The 17,919-nt window shown below is 51.4% G+C and carries 15 protein-coding genes and 1 tRNA gene; 7 read left to right on the plus strand and 9 right to left on the minus strand.

The features are described from left to right. The first annotated feature begins 5 nt into the window (after positions 1-5). On the plus strand, positions 6-998 hold the full coding sequence (locus tag A8707_RS17270; RefSeq protein ID WP_082906407.1) for an ABC transporter permease: 993 nt from the start codon (positions 6-8) through the stop codon (positions 996-998). A 127-nt stretch (positions 999-1,125) separates the two neighbouring features. Here A8707_RS17270 and A8707_RS17275 read toward each other — a convergent pair whose 3' ends face one another. Further along, positions 1,126-2,649, minus strand: a complete 1,524-nt coding sequence (locus A8707_RS17275) for a RecQ family ATP-dependent DNA helicase (protein ID WP_331711725.1) — start codon at positions 2,647-2,649, stop codon at positions 1,126-1,128. 53 nt (positions 2,650-2,702) lie between these two features. Between A8707_RS17275 and A8707_RS17280 the strand changes: the two genes are divergently transcribed. Then, a complete protein-coding gene (locus tag A8707_RS17280; RefSeq protein ID WP_068818450.1) occupies positions 2,703-3,266 on the plus strand; it encodes a DUF3611 family protein in 564 nt (187 codons plus the stop codon). A 6-nt stretch (positions 3,267-3,272) separates the two neighbouring features. Here A8707_RS17280 and A8707_RS17285 read toward each other — a convergent pair whose 3' ends face one another. The 3 genes from A8707_RS17285 to A8707_RS17295 all read right to left on the minus strand — a co-directional run bounded on the left by A8707_RS17285 (position 3,273) and on the right by A8707_RS17295 (position 5,332). Further along, positions 3,273-3,518 (minus strand): DUF2949 domain-containing protein, encoded by a 246-nt coding sequence (locus A8707_RS17285; RefSeq protein ID WP_068818451.1) that lies wholly within the window; start codon positions 3,516-3,518, stop codon positions 3,273-3,275. A gap of 377 nt (positions 3,519-3,895) precedes the next feature. Then, complete coding sequence (gene mazG / locus A8707_RS17290; protein ID WP_068818452.1) at positions 3,896-4,732, minus strand: nucleoside triphosphate pyrophosphohydrolase; 837 nt, start codon at positions 4,730-4,732, stop codon at positions 3,896-3,898. Between the two features lie 36 nt (positions 4,733-4,768). Continuing rightward, positions 4,769-5,332, minus strand: a complete 564-nt coding sequence (locus A8707_RS17295) for a metal-binding protein (RefSeq protein ID WP_068818453.1) — start codon at positions 5,330-5,332, stop codon at positions 4,769-4,771. A 74-nt stretch (positions 5,333-5,406) separates the two neighbouring features. Between A8707_RS17295 and A8707_RS17300 the strand changes: the two genes are divergently transcribed. Continuing rightward, positions 5,407-5,478 (plus strand) — tRNA-Val (locus A8707_RS17300). A gap of 6 nt (positions 5,479-5,484) precedes the next feature. On the opposite strand, the gene A8707_RS17305 is transcribed toward A8707_RS17300, so the two are convergent. Further along, positions 5,485-5,832 carry a hypothetical protein gene (locus tag A8707_RS17305; protein WP_156518675.1) on the minus strand — a complete coding sequence of 116 codons (348 nt, stop codon included), beginning with the start codon at positions 5,830-5,832 and terminating at the stop codon, positions 5,485-5,487. A gap of 116 nt (positions 5,833-5,948) precedes the next feature. Between A8707_RS17305 and A8707_RS17310 the strand changes: the two genes are divergently transcribed. From A8707_RS17310 to A8707_RS17325, 4 genes are all read left to right on the plus strand, one after another. Beyond that, entirely contained in the window at positions 5,949-6,416 is a 468-nt protein-coding gene (locus tag A8707_RS17310; protein WP_068818455.1) for an anthrone oxygenase family protein, read from the plus strand. 83 nt (positions 6,417-6,499) lie between these two features. Next, positions 6,500-6,733 (plus strand): hypothetical protein, encoded by a 234-nt coding sequence (locus tag A8707_RS17315; protein WP_068818456.1) that lies wholly within the window; start codon positions 6,500-6,502, stop codon positions 6,731-6,733. A 9-nt stretch (positions 6,734-6,742) separates the two neighbouring features. Beyond that, a complete protein-coding gene (locus A8707_RS17320; protein ID WP_068818457.1) occupies positions 6,743-8,953 on the plus strand; it encodes a helicase-associated domain-containing protein in 2,211 nt (736 codons plus the stop codon). A 207-nt stretch (positions 8,954-9,160) separates the two neighbouring features. Beyond that, positions 9,161-10,528: an MATE family efflux transporter gene (locus A8707_RS17325; RefSeq protein WP_068818458.1), complete on the plus strand. Its 1,368-nt coding sequence runs from the start codon at positions 9,161-9,163 to the stop codon at positions 10,526-10,528. A 4-nt stretch (positions 10,529-10,532) separates the two neighbouring features. Here the strand turns inward: A8707_RS17325 and A8707_RS17330 are convergent, their stop codons facing one another. The 4 genes from A8707_RS17330 to A8707_RS17345 form a co-directional block, all read right to left on the minus strand. Further along, complete coding sequence (locus tag A8707_RS17330) at positions 10,533-12,743, minus strand: hybrid sensor histidine kinase/response regulator (RefSeq protein WP_068818459.1); 2,211 nt, start codon at positions 12,741-12,743, stop codon at positions 10,533-10,535. Positions 12,744-13,409: 666 nt separating this feature from the next. Further along, positions 13,410-14,423, minus strand: coding sequence for a M23 family metallopeptidase (locus A8707_RS17335; protein WP_068818460.1), 1,014 nt, complete (start codon positions 14,421-14,423; stop codon positions 13,410-13,412). A gap of 309 nt (positions 14,424-14,732) precedes the next feature. Beyond that, a complete protein-coding gene (locus tag A8707_RS17340) occupies positions 14,733-16,571 on the minus strand; it encodes a TolC family protein (protein ID WP_197484831.1) in 1,839 nt (612 codons plus the stop codon). Positions 16,572-16,790: 219 nt separating this feature from the next. Beyond that, positions 16,791-17,912 carry an ABC transporter permease gene (locus A8707_RS17345; RefSeq protein WP_068818462.1) on the minus strand — a complete coding sequence of 374 codons (1,122 nt, stop codon included), beginning with the start codon at positions 17,910-17,912 and terminating at the stop codon, positions 16,791-16,793. Between the last annotated feature and the right edge of the window lie 7 nt (positions 17,913-17,919).

Raw genomic sequence — 17,919 nt, forward strand, 5'->3', positions numbered from 1 at the left:
GACCTATGGATATTGCTCAAATAACTCCTATTTTAGCGACGGCGATCGCGACTTCTACACCCCTCGTGTTTGCCTGTCTGGGCGAGACGATTGCTGAACGAGCCGGGGTGATTAACCTCTCTGCCGAGGGCACTATCTTGCTCGGCGCGATGACCAGCTTTGCAATCGCCAAAACTCTCGAAGGATCGGGAACAGTGCCCAGCCTTTTAGCCGGATTTGCAGGAGCCGCTGTTGTCGGAGCCGCGATCGCGCTGATCGTCGCGTTAGGAACGTTGACGCTCAAACAATCGCAAGTCGCGATCGGATTCGTATTGGCATTATTAGGAGCTAGTTTATCGTCGTTTTTGGGCAATTCCTTCGTGAGAATTCCCGGTCCGACAGTGCCGAGCTTTAAGATTCCCGGCTTGCAGAATCTTCCCCTTTTAGGCAATCTTTTGTTTCAAAGTGACTTGCTAGTGTATCTCAGCTATGCCGCGATCGCCCTGGTTTGGGTCTACTTCTATCGCACTCGTGCCGGACTGATGCTGAGAGCGATCGGAGAGCAGCCCAACGCCGCCTTTGCGAGAGGAACCAATGTCGTCAAAATGCGCTACATTTACACGCTGATCGGGGGAGCCATGATGGGAATCGCGGGAGCCGCTTTTTCTCTCGATTTTAAAGCGGGTTGGAGTCATATGCACACGGCGGGATATGGCTGGATTGCGTTAGCGATCGTCATCTTCGGCGGTTGGAATCCGCTGCGAGTCGCGTTAAGTTGTTATCTCTTTGGCATTTTACAATCGTTGGCGAGTGTTGCTCAAAGCAGCATTCCTGCGATTCCGTCTCAGGTGTTTAATGTTGCTCCTTTTATGTTGATGATTCTATTATTAGTGCTGACATCTAGCGAGTGGGTAGAGCGAGTATTAAAGCTGTTGCCCTCACCGCTCGATCGGACTGCATCAGAACTGATCCGCAGCGCTCCGCCTGCCGCACTAGGCAAAGTCTTTGAGCAAGATTAAAAGTCGTTGCTAAATTCGGCTGCGAAACGATGAATTTGCCCTCACCCTAGCCCTCTCCCCAAGGAGAGGGAACAAGATTTCTAGCGCTTCTTTCCTATGGGAGAGGGGTTGGAGGTGAGGGCGGATTTCAGCAATGCCCTTGTTTGCAGCGATCGCAACTTCCACATTTAAAGCCCGTCGCCTCATCTTCAAATCCAAACGCCCGTAGCAAGAAGCCCCAACGACATTCTCGTGTTTTAAGATAGTCTCGCATTGGTCGCGTTGAGTTAGACTGGCTCGACGTTTGAGAACGGTCAGACTGATGAATCGTGTAATGAAAGGGATCTGACCACGTTAACTGTCCGAGATTCTGCAATCGTGAAAGCGCGATCGGACTTTCTTTAAATTGCTTGGCAACCTCCGTCACGTTTCCCTGCTTTGGCAGCTTTTTCAGAAGTTTCTCTGCTGTTTGCTGCTGCAATTGTCCTTGTGTTTCAAAAAACTTCCAGCGCTGTTGGTCTTCCGAATCGAGCCAGCCACTCACTAGCGTTAGCGCCTTTGCAGGTTTGCCGTCTCGTCCCGCTCGTCCGATTTCCTGCACATATTCACTCAGCAAAAATGGCGCATGGAAGTGAACAATCCATCTGACATTCGACTTATTGACCCCCATGCCGAATGCACAAGTGCAGACCACAAACTGAAGCGTATCCGTGAGCCACGCCTGCTCGATGCGACGACGATCGCTAGCTCCCAATCCTGCATGATAAGCTGCCGTTTTATACCCCTTCTGCCTCAGCCAGTCTGACAACTCCTCGCTGTCTCGCCGCGTCCGCACGTAGACTAATCCCGCCTGTTTCGGTTGAGCCTGAATGAACGTCAGCAACCCTTGTCGTCGTCCTCTCGGAGTCTGCACCGATCGCACCGTCAGACTGAGATTGCTGCGATAGGGATTAAGCCTGAAAATCTGCGGACTCTTTAATTGCAGAACGTGCTCGATAACTTGCTGAACTTGAGGATCAGCCGTTGCGGTAAAAGCAGCGATCGCGATTTGAGTTCCGGCGGGTTTGTGCTGCAATAGCGCCGATCGCACCGCACCCAGTCGATAATAAGCAGGTCGAAAAGCCTCTCCCCACTGCGCCAGACAATGCGCCTCGTCGAGAATAATGCCGTTGATTTGCAGGCTCGGCTCACAGAGGCGTTGCCAAACTGAGGTGCTCAAGAGCGTTTCGGGCGAGAGATAGAGCAGTCGGAGTCGTTGAGCCTCGATCGCCAAAAGCACTTGTTTGCGCTGCGGAGCAGGAAGTTCGCTGTGCAGCAACGCCGCAGGTAACCGACGCTGCCGCAACTCTTGCACCTGGTTTTCCATTAAGGCAACGAGCGGCGAAACCACGAGCGTCAATCCGGTTTGCATCAATGCTGGAAGCTGAAAGCAAATCGACTTTCCGCCACCCGTGGGCATGATAATCAGAGCATCGGTTTGAGAAAGCAACGTCTCAACGATTTCACCTTGTGGCGATCGAAAGTCGTCATATCCCCAAATTTGTTGAAAGGCTGATCGAATATCGGTTGCAGAAAGGGGAGGTCGGGGAAGGTTCATATCGTCTAAAAAAGCGCTCTGACTAGAGTGCCCTCTCAAAGGATTTTGATTGGCTTCATCCTGTCGATCGCCCAAACATGCGAGACTGCTATTAGGCTGTCAATTTTGTTCTGACGGGAGGTATTGTCTTGACGCAATCTGATTCTTCACCCACGCTCAAGCAGATTGCCAGCACCTTCCGGCTCACGGGTTGGATTAGCTTTTGGTCGCAGCTTGTGTTGACGATCGTATCCGGTGCGATTTTGCTATTTGCCCCGATCGCGAGTCGAGGAGATCAGTCAGCCAACAATCCTGGAACGAATGTCGGCGTGATTTTGACCGTCTGCGGCATTGCAGCGCTAGGCTTTAATATGTATTGGGCGGTGTTTCGCTATATTCCGATCGGTCGCCGCTTGCAGGGTGCTGCTTCTACCCGTCCCAAAAAGGCAGACGCAGTTCAAGCGTTGAGAACTGGACTGATCGCGAGCTTAGTCGGAATCTTGCTGGCGCTGCTCGGAGCCGAAGCGATTATCGGGCTGCTGTTTGGAAAAGCCTTGAGTCAAGGGGCAGCAGGATTTATCAACACCGACCAATCGAAGTTTATTAAACCCCTCGACATTCTCGTCGTGCAAGCCAGCATCAATGTGATTTTGGCACATTTCATAGCGATCGCCGCCTCGCTGTGGCTACTCAACAAGATGAGTCGGCAATAGTAAAGACTACTTTTCTAGCCAGTCTAAAATTTGATTAAGCTGCTCTAGAGACACCAATCCATAGCGCCAAAGCACCATCGGCAACGGTCCACGCTCTTGTTTGGCATAGCGAATTGCCATCGCGATCGACGATTGGGCAAGACACAGATCTTCTTGTAAAAAATAAATAAGTTGAGCGTTACTACGATTAGGACTTCGCTCACTTTCTTCTAGTTGATATTGCTCAATAATTTCAAACGGCAGCACAGGCATTGCAGAAGACCCTTGATGAAATAACAAATGGATGAATTTAGTTGTTCATACTACACCTAAATTATGAATTGAAAAAATAAGTTCAGTAAATCCTCGGTAGACGAGCCGAATGGGTATTCTCACTCCCTGCTTAAGACATAGACCTTCTGAAAAAATCTAGGATTCTTCTCACACAGTTAAACCACAGATTGTAGGTACTGAATCTTCAAGTTTGGATAAAGATTTTAGGACGATCGACCGCTCGTGGTTCTCGTTCCAATTTAATGTTTGATTGCAACACCATCGTCGTTGCTGCATCGGGTGGAGACGTTCCGGTGGAACGTCTCTACGGCATGGGGTAAACGCGCGATCGGTCGCATTCATTCGCAAAATCGGTGTCACTGGTCTTTTGCTGCCCGTTCTTTGGCGAGGTTTGCCTTAGCTTGCTGCCAAAACTGCTCCAACTCCTCCAGGCTATAATCTGCCAGCGGACGATCGATAACCGCTTCGATTTGCATCAATCGTTGAATAAATCTCTGATTGGTGCCCTGAACGGCTTCTGACGGATCGAGATCGTGCCAGCGAGCGAGATTGATTAGGGTAAACAACACATCGCCTAATTCTGCCTGCTGGGCAGCTTTACTCTCGTGTGCCAGAGCGTGCTGAAATTCTGCTAATTCCTCTTGAAATTTTGCCCAAACATCGTCGATCGTGTTCCACTCAAACCCAGCGGCGGCGGCTTTTTGGGAAATCTTCATGCCTGCCATTAACGGCGGGAGCGATCGGGCATAGCGTTTTAGCTGATACGTTAACCGCTGCGTTTCTGCAAAGTCTTGCCCTTTTTCAGCCGCTTTGATTTGCTCCCAATTGCGATGAATCTCGTCCAGATTCTCAACCGTTACGTCAGCAAACACATGAGGATGCCGTCGAATCAGTTTTTCACTAATCTTTTGCGCCACCAATGACAGATCAAACTGCCCCTCATCACTGGCAACCTGAGATTGCAGCACCACCTGCAGCAGCAAATCTCCTAACTCTTCAGCGATCGCATCATGGTCTCCAGTGCGAATCGCGTCTACCACTTCATACGCTTCTTCAATCACATAGGGAGTCAGCGTTTCGCGAGTTTGGGCTAAATCCCACGGGCAACCCCCATCGGGCGATCGTAGCTTGGCAACGACTTCAATCAGGTGCTGTAGCGCGTCGAGGGTTACGCGTTGGTTTGATGGAATCATGTTAAGTCCTTCAGAGGGCAGTCTCTACTCTATCGCTCATCCTTTTGCCCGTTTTTTGCCCAGCTTTTTCATTTTCTTTTTATAAGCAGACACGAGCCAATCACTAATACTGTGGCTGAGTGAACCTAACTCTAATCCGATCGTGCCTGCGATCCATTCACCAGAGTGTTGCTGTAGTGATTGTCTAATCATTCCAATACTGGTTTCAAACCTCTGCTGAGCCAATATCTGCCAGTGGTCGATCGTGCCTAAAAGCTGTTGAACGATCGCCCCACTCAAAATGAGAATGCTGCCCCCGATCGCGACCCAAACGATGAGATAAAGAATTCGGACGATCGTGCCAATCATCAGCCCGTGAGAAAAGAACGATCGGTGACGCATACTCTTACGGTAGGGCAACCAGATCCAGCGCAAAAATCCCCAGCGTTTATATTGCTGCGAGTAGATGTCTAAATCGGGTCCAAACATCAATCCGCCGACTAAAAAAGCGCCCGACACCACGAGAGTTAGATTGCCGCTTTGAGTCAGCGCAAAGGCCCCCCCCGTTACAAGGGGCAGACTCCAGAGGGTGATGCTGTCGTGAGTGCGACCAGAAGGCATGAGTGTGAAGGCGCAAAGAATTCTAAATTAAATCGTATAGACAACTAGCACTGTCTGATACAATATAGTCAATCGGGCGATTAGCTCAATGGTAGAGCGCCTGCCTTACAAGCAGGATGTTACTGGTTCGAGTCCAGTATTGCCCATCGATTTCAGGAAGCTGAGCTGCGAGCTAGGGCGGGTGAGTTCCTGGTCTCTCTAGCGTCATCGGTTATGGCAAGTAAACCTCGTTTCTCCCAATTCTTAATCAGTCTTTGAACTGTTCGGACTAACTTTCTAAATATTTCTGACCACTTTCTGAGTTTTTGACCGTAAGTGGCGTGATCGCGCGGTGCTATCAGATCCTCGATCGCTTCTAGCCTAAGTTTTGCTGCTTCGGAAAGATTGGTAATAACCTCATGCTTTTGGGCTTCTACTTCTTCTGAGTCAGATGCTTCATTTTCTGAAAACCACTGAAAGTTCTGAAACTCCTTAGTTGCCATACTTTCAGGCTTACCCATTCTGATGACACTAAGTTGGTAAAATGATAACTAAAGTGTTACTCCACATCTGGAGCCAAGCGCACAAATCACAATGACCTAATGCGCTGACAAGGTTGCACTCTACAGGAGGTTTTATGATCGCACTGAAGCTTTTCTCGGCACTCGGCTGTGGGCTGATCGCTGGAGTCTTCTTCGCTTTCTCTACTTTCGTGATGAATGCCCTTGCCCGACAACCACCCGCACAGGGCATTGCCACTATGCAATCCATTAACATCACAGTGATCAATCCGTTGTTTATGACAGCGTTCTTGGGAACCGCTGTAGCTTGCATCCTTCTGGCTATCTCATCGCTATTAAACTGGCATCAACCCAGTGCCGCCTACCTGCTAGTCGGCAGTTTGCTCTACCTTGTTGGCACAGTGCTGGTGACGATCGTAGGCAATGTGCCGTTAAACGACGCACTAGCGATCGTCAAGCCAGACAGCCCTGAAGGTTCGAGTCTATGGGTCAGTTATCTCGCCAAATGGACGTTTTGGAATCAGGTTCGGACAATAGCAGCACTCGCGGCAGCAGCATTGTTCACCCTCGAGATCGCTCACTGAGCAGCGCAATCTTACGAATCCTTGATCGAGAATCAGCGTGAGTGCGATATTCTGATGTTTAATGCTGTCAAGTCTTATCTGCTATGGCGAAACGCAAAGCTGTCTCCTCAAATCAAGGAATTGCAACCTTGCACGATCGGGTGTCACTGATTGAGGTTGCTACGCCGCTTCTACTCGATACGCTGACTTCTAACCCCCGGACTGCACCGCTGATTCTGACGCGATTAGATGACCTGACGGCGATCGTTGCACCTGGTAAGCTTGACGAATTATTAGAGCGCCTCAAAAAGCTGGGGCAACTCCCTAAAGTGCTGTAGGAGAATGTGATGTCTCTGCGATTTGATGCCTATCTCACTCAACTGGCGCAGCCCCTCGTTTATGACATGGCAAAGTCTTGGGGGTATGCAGAAAAACAGACTGCTAAGAGTCAGTGCACTGCGGCGATCGTGCGTGGGTTAAAAGACGCGAAGCAGATTCAGGCGGTGATCGCGCGGTTAAAGCCCTATCAGCGCTTGGCGTTAGAGCTTGCTAAAGCCCAAGGCGGCAGGGTGGCAGTTCGCACCGTGATGATTACGGCGGCGCTATTGGGGTTTGAGCAACCTGACACTAAGAATAAATTTGGCAACGAAGCGATCGCCTATGCTCAAGAGTTGATTCGCAGCGGTGTGTTAATTGCGACGACTCACTCGACGGATGGCTATTATGGCTGCGGGCTAAATTTTGAATACCTGATCTCGGACGAACGAATTTTGGCGCAAGTCGCTGAACCGCAGTTTCCGGCGTTGAACCTTAAAGAAACCACCGCTCCAAAAGTGTCTTCTTATCGTCGCCCTGCGAGTGTAGTGCTGACCATCTTGGGCTTTTTGCAAGCGATCGCGGGGTTAGGTGGGCTTAAACTCACCAAGTCGGGCATTCCTCAAGTCAACAGTCTTCGCAAGTTGATGAAGGCGCAGCGGTGGGAGGAAGACGGCACGCTGATTGATGGATTTTGGTTTCCGCAGCCGACGATCGCTCTAACAGCGGCGAGTGCTTATGCGGGGCTGTTGGTGCCCAACAGTGACGACACTCAGCTAGAATTAGCTGCCCCGATCGAGACGTTTGCCAATCGTCCCTATCCGATTCAGGTGAGTCAGATGTTGCTTGGGTTGAGCGTCGCGGGGGAATGGACAGAATGGAGAGCCAGCAGTTTTTTTGATGCCAGCAGCTATGTTGAGGCGCGTCAGATCTTATTACTCGTGCTGAAGTTGGTGTCGTCGGGTGAGTCTAAGTGGTTTAGCCTTGATGAGTTAGAACTGTTTTTGTTTCAGCGCATTAGCGATCGCTTCTCACTATCTGGATTTATTCCCTCGCAGTTTCGCATGGCGGGAGTCGATCCTGAAGAGAGTGCAAAACGCTGGAGAGATCAGCGACGCAAAGACTGGCAAGAACGCGAACGACATTGGTTTCGCTACGCATTATCAACGTGGCTATATCTGTTGGGCATCGTCGAATTAGGCTGGGATTCACAGTCCGATGCTTCAAATCAAAACGAGGCGATCGTCAGTTTTAGAGTCACCGAGTTAGGGCAAATTATTCTGCATCCAGAATTGGCTGCGTCGTTTGTGGAGATGGCTCCGCAACCTGCGTGGATTGTGCAGCCTAACTTTGAGCTTTTGGTCTATGTGGATGAAGTCGCCCCGTCGCAAATGATCTTTCTCGATCGCTATGCCGATCGTCTCGACATTCAGCAGCACACGGCGCGCTATCGGCTGACTCGTGAATCGGTTTATCGCGGGCTAGAGCGAGGCGGCTCACTTGATGACTTTCTTGCCGCGCTGCAAACTGGGGCAAAGGTTCCGGTGCCTCAAAATGTGGAGATTGATCTTCAGCAATGGGGAAAGCTGCGAGAACAAATCACACTGCGACGAGACACACAGATGATCGAGTTTGCAGACTTTCAATCAATGCAGACGGCAATGAATCAGGGATTGAGCGGCAAAATCTTGGGCGATCGCTTCTTACTCATTGAGCCGAACACACCCGCGATCGATGCGTGGATTAAACAAACGATTCGATATGATCAGCCCTTCGATCGCTGCTTAAAAATAACTGAAACGGGTGAGGTAACGCAAACAAAATCCGTAAAGGATCTGCTGCTAGACACTCAGCTACAGCGCTGGATGGAGAAGCGCTCGTCTAAAAGTTGGGCACTGACACAAGCAAGTGTCTCTAAGGCGGCTCAGTCGGGTCACAAAGCCAGCGATATTCTCGACTTTTTAGATGCTAGACGCACCGATGAATTGCCGCCTTTATTAAGGGTTGCGTTGACCGCTTGGGCAGGTCGTCCGCCGACGCTTGAGATGGCAGACGTTATCGTTTTGCGCTGCACTAATTCAGACGTGTTTGATGCCATTGCCCAAAGTGAACGGCTACGATCGCGCTTCACAGCCCAACTTTCTCCAGATTTGCTGTTGGTCGATCGGTCTCAACTCAAACAGCTCAAACAAGATTTAGAGTGGTTGGGCATTCAGCCGCTCGATCAGTTGCGGGTTGATTGAACGATATGGTTTCTGCGAATAGATTTGCCCTCACCCCAACCCCGCAGGAGAGGAGCGCTAGAAATTCTTGTTCCCTCTCCTTTGGGAGAGGGCTGGGGTGAGGGCGATTTATTGCACGATCGGAAGACGACATCCCCCTCCGCTACGATATAGTCTGAGTCTCGTGTCCATCTCCTCAAAAGAGATCAGTCTGCAACTTCATTCACAATGGCTCGATTATTTCAAAATTATCCCCTCCTTTTATTGAAAGAAAGTCGGATTATTCTTCGACTCGCAGTTCCAGTGATGGCGGCTCAGGTCGGACAAAACCTGATGACCTTTGTAGACACCATTATGGTTGGGCACTACAGCGCTCAACATCTCGCTGCGATCGCTGCTGGAACGATGTTGTTTTTCCCGCTGCAGGTGTTTGCCAATGGCGTTTTGATGGCGCTGTCTCCAATCGTGGCGCAGTTTTATGGATCAGGGCAGCAACCCGCGATCGGTGCCTACGTGCGTCAGGGTCTCTATTTAAGTCAGCTTCTCGCACTGCCAATTTTCTTGATCGTGCGGCATCTGGCTCCTGTTCTTGGCTGGATAGGGATAGAGCCAAAAGTCGTCGCGATCGCTGATGGCTATATTCACGCGATTAGCTGGGGGCTTCCGGCTGCGTTTGCGTTTATGGCGCTGCGGCTGTTTAACGAAGGCATTGCCGTGATGAAGCCCGGAATGTATTTCACGCTGGTGGCGCTAGCGTGTAATGTGGTCGGCAACTCGATTTTGATCTACGGTCGGTTTGGCTTGCCAGAACTCGGAGCCGTGGGAGCCGGATGGTCAACGGCGATCGCGTGGTGGGTGATGCTGGCGTGTATGACGGTCTATGTCGGGATCAATCGGCACCTCAAACCCTTTAATCTGCTAGAGCGCTGGGATCGACCCAACGCCAGAAGACTCTTAGAACTGCTGAAAATGGGGCTTCCGATCGGGTTAAGCCTCATTTTAGAAGTGGGGATGTTTGCCGCCACCACACTGCTGATCGGTGGGCTAGGAACCAACGTTTTAGCAGGGCATCAGGTCGCGCTCAATGTCGCTGCTATGAGCTTTATGGTGCCACTCGGACTCTCGATCGCCACGACTGTGCGAGTTGGGCAATTAGTCGGGCAAGGCAATATCTCAGACGCGCGGTTTAGCGGATTGACGAGCCTCGTGATCTCGGTGGCGATCATGGCGAGTGCATCGTTGGTACTGATCTGTTTTCCAATGGCGATCGCCGGGTTCTACACCTCCGATCCCCAAGTCAAAGCCATTGCGGTAAAGCTGCTGACGATGGCAGCGATTTTTCAGATTTTTGACGGGCTGCAAGTCGTCGCGATCGGCGCACTGCGAGGTTTAAAAGATACGCGAATGCCAATGCTATTTAACTTAATTTCCTATTGGCTGGTGGGGCTTCCGATCGGCTATTTTCTAGGAATCATTGGTCCGTTTGGCGCTCAAGGACTCTGGGCAGGGTTCATTGCGGGACTTTTGATATCGGCTTGTCTGAACAACCTGCGATTTTTCCAGTTGACAAAACCGCAGCAGAGATCCGGTTTATAAAGCATCATTTCAGACTCATGATGGCAGCCACGATCGCCGATGGGTCAACAGGCTTAGAGACATGCATTTGAAACCCGGCTGAGAGAGCTTGCTGCTGATCGGCTTCTCCCGCATAAGCCGTGAGAGCGATCGCTTTCACAGGGGTTTTCGCAGACACAAACCGAGTGTTGATTTCGCGCATTAGCTGATAGCCATCCATCTGAGGCATCCCGATATCGCTGATCAAGACATCGGGCTGGCACTGTGTCATCGATTCCAGTGCCTCTAGTGCCGATGCCGTAGTGGTGACGATCGCGCCTTCTGCTTCTAGCACAAAAGCAATAAATTCTCGCGAGTCTGTATCGTCATCTACGACAAGAATTCGGAGATTACCCAACGTTGAAGAATCAGCCACCGGGCGCTCATCCCTTGACTCATCTTGCATGATTTCATCCTCTAAGTGGGGTAGCTTGACCATAAACGTCGATCCCTGTCCTTCTCCAAAACTGTGTGCCTGAATCGTGCCACCGTGCAATTCGACAAGCTGCCGAACGATCGCTAACCCCAGCCCCAACCCACCAAAATGACGCGTCGTGGCGCTGTCTGCCTGCCGAAATGACTCAAACACGTAGGGCAAGAAGTCTTGCGAGATGCCTGTGCCCGTATCGCTGACTTGAATCTCAGCAGACCGATCGACCTGCTTTAGGTCAACGGTAATTCGTCCTCCTCCAGGCGTAAATTTTACGGCATTTGACAGCAGATTCCAGACAATCTGCTGAAGCCGTCCAGCATCGCCTGACACCTTGATCAACCTTGACGGCGGCTCAAAGGTGATTGAGATCGACTTAACCTGAGCCGCTAATCGCAGGGTGTCGATCGCCGATCTAATCGTGGATATCAGGTCAACCGGGGCAATTTTAAGGCTGAGCTTGCCCTGCACAATCTTTGAAATATCTAGCAAATCATCGATCAATTGCGTCTGCAATTTTGCGTTGCGCTCAATGGTTTCAAGGGCTTGATCCATTTTTGCACGGTCAAAGGGGCGCGTTGTCTCCGGCTCTCGCAGACGGCTCCGCAGCAGGGTTGCCCAGCCCAAAATCGGGTTGAGCGGAGTCCGCAGTTCGTGAGAAAGAACGGCTAGAAATTCGTCTTTCATGCGGTTAGCGGCTTCTGCCTGAGCGCGGGCTTGCTGTTCATAAATTAGCATCTGGGTGCGCGTTTCTTCGGTCTGTTGACGGTCTAGCTCGGTGGCGATTCGCAGGGCAAACACCGTCAGCAGCGTCTCTGCAAGCTGCACATTTTCTAAGGGTTTGCCATCCATCACACCCAGCAGCCCGATCTCTGCCCCCGTCGAGTCAAAAAAGGGAATGGCGATACAGCTTTCGATATTAAGCGAAGCCAACAAAGGTGCCTGGGGAAACTGCGCTTGCACTCGACGCGGATAACAGCAAATCGTGCCTTTCTCAAGCACAGTTTGGCAGGGCGTATCTTTAAGCAAATAGTCAAAGTTCTCAATAATTTGACCGTGAGCGCAGGTTGCGATCGTCGCGATCGTCTCTTGGTCGTTCTGATCAGTCACTAGCCCAATGTAGGTATAGTCAACGTCTAAAACTTTGGCAAGATGCTGCACGAGTGCCTGAAAAAATGCGATGCCTGTAACGATCGAAACGCCTTGAGTCACTTCTAGAAGAGCGGCATCGGTTTGAGCAATTTTTTTTGCGGCAAGTCTCAGCTCTAGTTCATCGATGACCACCGCGGCGAGATCTGTCAGAGTCGTCTTTTGTTCATTGCTTAACTCCTCTCGTGGGCTACTGTCTAGCAGACAGAGTGTGCCCAAGTTGTAGCCATCATGGGTGACGAGTGGCGCACCTGCATAAAAGCGAACACCCGGTTCACTGATCGCAAACGGGTTACAGGCAAAGCGATCGTCCTTGCGCGTGTCAGGAATGACGAGAATATCGTTCGTGAGCAACGCATAGTTGCAGAAAGCGTTGTCCCGTGGCACTTCGCACAGGTCAAACCCATAACTCGACTTAAACCAGGCGCGGGCATGATCAACGAGCGAAACCAACACGATCGAGGTGCCAAATAATCGAGCCGCCAGCATCGTGATGCGATCAAACGCAATCTCGGTTGGGGTATCTAGAACCTGATATCGTCGTAGTGCCTCCAGCCGTTCGGCTTCATTCGCAGGAAGTAGGGGTTTAGAGAAGTTTCCGGATAGTACATCAGTCATTTAGAAAAGCACACTCATGCGGCAGTCCATACTTCTCATTGTCTAGCCAAAGATAGAGATACCAATCTACCTAGAGAACGAATTGTTTCTAATCTTTAAAGAAAATTGTTCATGATAAGATCCCTGACTTCTTGAAGAAGCGAAGGCTCTGCGCCAGAATTTCAGGGACGTAGAGCAATCCTAATTAACTTGTGAGATGCAGAGAGTCTGCCCTCACCCTAAATCCCTCTCCTTGGGGAGAGGGACTTTGACTTTCTAGCTCCCTTCTCCTTAGGGAGAAGGGCTGGCGAGGGCTTGCCCCACTTCGTGAGGAGGGCAGACCGAGTTTACAACTGATTCAGGATTGCCATAGATCAGGAGTGTGTAGCGATCGCCAGTCAGGTTAGGACAAGGGACTTAGGCAGCGGCTTAAAACCCTGGTCTTCGTTGCTATCCCGCCCTGAACTGAAGTTTGGGCTAATGGTGGGAAGTCCATTAAAACGGACTGAACGCAAGTCGAGTCAGATCCTGAGTCCGTTTCAACGGACTTTCCCTATTAGCCTGAACTGAAGTTCAGGGCGAGGCAGAATCGACGCGAAAGAGGTTTAAAACACGTCCTAAGCTCCTTGTTCAGGCGGTGAGTTACGTGCAGCCATGTCCCAATCCAACTGGCTACAGCGATCGCTCTCACTGCACAGGTTTCCCAGACGTTTGAGCGACTTGCAGCGTCTTCACCAACTCTGCCAGAGAAGTTTCTAACTGAGTTCCTGCATCCATTGCTACCCAGCCTTCAGTTGTCAGTTGGCGAAACTCAAAGTGCAGGTGAGGTCCCGTCGAGGCTCCTGTGCTGCCAACCCGCCCGATCGCCGTTCCTTGCTTCACCACGTCTCCAGGCTTGACAAAAATCTCTGACAAGTGACCATAGAGCGTCTGCTGAGTGCCTTGATTGTGATTGATCGCGATCGCCAGTCCGTATCCGCCCAAAAAGTCTGCAAACGCCACCTGACCCGCATAAGCGGCTAAAACCGGAGTTCCCATCGGCGCGCCTAAATCGGTGCCAGAGTGAAAGCGACTGTCGCCTGTGATCGGGTGAACGCGCCACCCAAACACCGACGTAATCACCGAGGGAATCGAGAGCGGAAAGCTCAGCCGAATATTGCCATTTCCCAACCGAGCAGGCGGACGAATCGTGCGGTTGTAATAGTCGCGCACCGTGCTGTATTCGCGCCCGATCGCCGTGGTGCTTCCCGGACTCGAACCCCAACCAATGCCGCTCGACGACACATTCACCGAACCCAAGTGCGCTGAAGCCGCACTCACCGAAGCGCCTACCCGATCGACTGGGGCGATCGAGCGATTTGCAGCATCTAGCGCTGGGTCGTGGCGCTCAGTAGCTCCTAACGTGTAGTTTGTGCGATCGATAAATAAATCTCCCCCATCGGCGGGGGTTGCTCCTCTGGGCGTTGCTGGAGCCAAAAATGCTGGGGCAGAATCTGGGGCGATCGCGGCTGGAGACGAGGAAGCAGCCGGAGCCACTTCGACCACGATCGGAGTCTCTGCTGCGGGTGTCGAGGCTTGGGCGAGGGTGATGCCACTGTTCAAACAGCCTGAACCCACTGCCCAACCCAGTCCACACAGCAACAAAGAACTTTGACATACTCGTTTCTGAACAGTGGAAGCGGACAGTTTACGTGGAGTCATGGAGCGATCCTCAAGGACATAAAGGGCAGAACGACTGACTTTTAAGTCGTCAGATCAAGCCTATCTAGCTTATTGTGGCTTGAACTTATGAGATCGAGACCAATAAACCAGCAAAGATTTGAATTACTAATCGATTTGGTGACGCGTTGAAAGTATGAATTTGCCCTCTCCCAAAGGAGAAGGCGAGCCAGAAATCTTGTTCCCTCTCCTTCGGGAGAGGGCTAGGGTGAGGGCAAATTCGCTGGTTCACGGTTACATTGACCGAGCGATGACTAACTATCCTCACGGTCAAAACTGCGCCGAATCGATCTATCGGACTGCGATGTTGCTAACCGCTCGCTGCAGTTGGGCAAGAGAAAGATTGTAGCCAATAATCGCGCTAACCCGGTTGCCTTCGGCGCGAGTCAGATCGGTTTCTGCATTGATTACGTCGGTTTGCGTTCCTACCCCTGCTTGAAAGCGCAATCGAGCCAGTCGTAAGGCTTCGGCTGCCTGGGAGAGAGCCGTGGTCGTCGTGTCAATGTTGGCACGGTTTGACTGCAAATTAATGTACGCCTGCTCAACCTGAAAGCGAACTGTGTTGCGGCTTTGGGCAAACCGAGTTTCGGCAATTTCTTTGTTTCGCTCTTGCTGGGCTGCCCGCGCTTGAGCGGCTCCTCCATCAAAAAAGTTCCATTGAGCCTGCAGCCCAACACTATAGCCACTACCGGGTGCGCTTAGGGCAGTCTCAAAGTTCTTAAGCAAATTGTAGCTAGCGACCGCATTTACCGTTGGACCCAAGGTTGCCAACGCTGCTCGACGCTGCTGCTCACTGACTTCTCGCTGTACTAATTGTGCCTCTAGTTCAGCCCGATTTTTGTAGGCTAAGACGATCGTGTCTTCGATCGGCAGTGTCCAAATTCCGGCAGGCTGCACCGGGTCAGAGGTCGAGACGTTGATTGACTCTGGCAAACTTAAGCGCGACGCGAGTTGACGACGATTAATGCCCTGAGTCGCGATCGCGTTGGTGAGTTGCTGTTGGGCATTGGCAAGGTTGACCTGCGATCGCAGCACGTCAAAGCGGGTGCCTAACCCTGCCCGTTCTTGAGCGAGGGTGTCACTCAAACTTCGCTGGGCGTTGATCACGGCTGCTTGGTTGATTCGCACTTGCTCGTTGGCGCTTTGCAGGTTGTAATAATCATTGGTCGTGTCAAGCCTTAACTGTTCGCGAGTCTGCTCAACGGTTAACTCAGCCGCTCTCACCAGTCGCTCGGCGGCTCTTCTTCGAGCACTGTTTAGACCGGACGCAAAGATGCTGTAGCTGAGTTGAACGGTTCCGGTCAGGCTGGTGCTCGGCGGGTTGCCAGCTCCAGATGCCCCAAATAGCTGAGACTGAGGCGACTGTGCCTGCAATCTCGACGAGATATCACCTGATGCGCTCTGAGAGCGAGCCAAGCTAGACTGAATTCCCACAGTCGGATAAAGATTGGCTTGAGCTTCGCGCAGTGCCGATCGACTGCTTTCTAGCTGAAGTCTAGACACCTGAAGGTCACGATTATTTCGCTCGGCTAGCTCGATCGCTTGCAGCAAGCTGATCAGTTGAGTTCCGGCTAGGCGCACCTCATCAGGGCGGGTAGGAAACAACAGCGGATTGGCGGGTGAGTTGAGGTAGGCAGGGGCTGGCGTTGGGTCAGATTTAGACGTTGTGGGAGTGGGGACAGGGGTGCCGGGGGCTGGCGTGGCTGCTGGAGGCTGCGGAAATGACGTGGGAGAATTGGAGGGAGGGAGCGGGGTCGATCGAGGAGGCGTGACAGGCTTAGGAGCCTGAGCAACGGCTGGGTCTGGAGCCTTTTGTGGCTCGTTGGCGAAAAACTGGACGATTTTGGCACCTTCCAATGAGGGTGGCGCGGCTGCGATTGTCGGTTTCGACTGCGATCGCGGCACGGTGTCTCTAAAAGTTTGGGCGATTTGAGCGATCGCTGAGGGTTCGCCCATCGAAGCGGCTTTATCCTCAAAGGTAGCCGCGATCGTTTTCAGGTTGGGCGACTTTGCAGTGAGATTAGGGCTTTTCTGGGGCTGACCGGAAGGCAAAGTCTGTGAGTGAGCCACACCCACAGAGCCAAAGGCGATCAAAGCTCCCACACCCACTTGAATTAAATGAAGAGACATTTTCATACGGTTCTTGATTAGCCCACAGACTAAGGAAACTTTTAGAGAAACTTGGTTTAGAGAAGGGTTGAACTGAAATCTTCTTGCATGAATCCCAGACAGCAGTCGGTTTACGCAAGTAGTCTACTGAATCTAAGAGTTCTGCCTTTTTCAAGAGGTAAATCTCAGATCAACAACCTTAAGCAGGATAACGCTTGTCTTGGCGCTCAACCAGGTAGTTTAGCTCAATTGCGTCCGAAACTTATAGGTGCTAATTGCCAGTAGAGCGATAGCAAAAGCTGTCAGGGCAAGCGCTTCGGGGTAAAGCACGTCTAACCCGCTGCCTTTAAGCAAAAGACTCCGAGCAATTTTGACATAGTGCCGCAGAGGGTTGAACAGCGACAAGATCTGAAAAAATCGCGGCATACTCTCAATGGGCGCGATCGCCCCTGATAGTTGAATGAGCGGCAAATTGATGAAAAACGACGTGAGAATCGCCTGCTGCTGGCTCCGCGAAATCGTGGCTAAGAGAAACCCAATCCCGATGCCGACGCAAATATAGAGTCCTGAAAAGCCCATGAATAAGAAAAAGTTTCCGCGAAAGGGGACGTGAAAGACCAGCGTAGCAACGGTGACTGCCAGCATGACTTCTCCTAACAGCAAGACAAATAGCGGCACCACTTTCGCCAGAATAATCTCCCAGGCGGCGGCTGGAGTCATCAATAACTGCTCTAACGTGCCCGTATCTTTTTCGCGCACTACAGTTGCCGTTGATACAAGTGAGCTACCCAAATTCAGCACCAGCCCCAAAACTCCAGGAACGATAAACCAGCTAGAAACCAACCCCGGATTGTAGAGGATGGTGGCTTGAGTCTCGATCGCGGCTGAACTCTGAGGAGCGAGTTTTTGACTGAATTGATTGATAATCTGCGCGGCATAACCACTGGCAATTCCGGCAGTGTTGGCATCGACCGCATCGATTAGAACCTGCACTTCGGCAGAATGATCGCTCTTGAGATCGCGGTTAAACGTCGGCGGGATCACGAGTCCTGTCGTGACTTCACCGCGCCGGACTTGCTCCCCCAAAATCTGCTCGTTGGGAGGAGCGCGATCGACTTGAAACACTCCATTTGCGGTGAGCGCTGACACCAATTCTCGGCTCATCGGCGTGTTGGAATAATCAACCACCCCCAATTTGAGGTTTTGCACATCGGGGTTCAACGCCAACCCAAAAATCAATAGTTGCACCGTCGGCGGAAACACCAACAGAAAAATCAACTGTTTGTTCCGCAAAATCTGACCGATTTCTTTCACGGTCAACACCCAAAAGCGACTTTCAATTAAACGACGCAGCGGTTTCATAATCTAT

This window comes from Phormidesmis priestleyi BC1401 (genome assembly GCF_001650195.1).
Classification (GTDB): domain Bacteria; phylum Cyanobacteriota; class Cyanobacteriia; order Leptolyngbyales; family Leptolyngbyaceae; genus Phormidesmis_A; species Phormidesmis_A priestleyi_B.

What these genes read in the sequence shown, in the direction of transcription:
- A8707_RS17320 (WP_068818457.1), top strand. Translation starts at nt 6,743, where the DNA reads ATGTCTCTGCGATTTGATGCCTATCTCACTCAACTGGCGCAGCCCCTC.
- A8707_RS17345 (WP_068818462.1), bottom strand. Translation starts at nt 17,912, where the DNA reads ATGAAACCGCTGCGTCGTTTAATTGAAAGTCGCTTTTGGGTGTTGACC.
- A8707_RS17325 (WP_068818458.1), top strand. Translation starts at nt 9,161, where the DNA reads ATGGCTCGATTATTTCAAAATTATCCCCTCCTTTTATTGAAAGAAAGT.
- mazG (WP_068818452.1), bottom strand. Translation starts at nt 4,732, where the DNA reads ATGATTCCATCAAACCAACGCGTAACCCTCGACGCGCTACAGCACCTG.
- A8707_RS17310 (WP_068818455.1), top strand. Translation starts at nt 5,949, where the DNA reads ATGATCGCACTGAAGCTTTTCTCGGCACTCGGCTGTGGGCTGATCGCT.
- A8707_RS17315 (WP_068818456.1), top strand. Translation starts at nt 6,500, where the DNA reads ATGGCGAAACGCAAAGCTGTCTCCTCAAATCAAGGAATTGCAACCTTG.
- A8707_RS17285 (WP_068818451.1), bottom strand. Translation starts at nt 3,518, where the DNA reads ATGCCTGTGCTGCCGTTTGAAATTATTGAGCAATATCAACTAGAAGAA.
- A8707_RS17335 (WP_068818460.1), bottom strand. Translation starts at nt 14,423, where the DNA reads ATGACTCCACGTAAACTGTCCGCTTCCACTGTTCAGAAACGAGTATGT.
- A8707_RS17305 (WP_156518675.1), bottom strand. Translation starts at nt 5,832, where the DNA reads ATGGGTAAGCCTGAAAGTATGGCAACTAAGGAGTTTCAGAACTTTCAG.
- A8707_RS17270 (WP_082906407.1), top strand. Translation starts at nt 6, where the DNA reads ATGGATATTGCTCAAATAACTCCTATTTTAGCGACGGCGATCGCGACT.
- A8707_RS17330 (WP_068818459.1), bottom strand. Translation starts at nt 12,743, where the DNA reads ATGACTGATGTACTATCCGGAAACTTCTCTAAACCCCTACTTCCTGCG.
- A8707_RS17295 (WP_068818453.1), bottom strand. Translation starts at nt 5,332, where the DNA reads ATGCCTTCTGGTCGCACTCACGACAGCATCACCCTCTGGAGTCTGCCC.
- A8707_RS17340 (WP_197484831.1), bottom strand. Translation starts at nt 16,571, where the DNA reads ATGTCTCTTCATTTAATTCAAGTGGGTGTGGGAGCTTTGATCGCCTTT.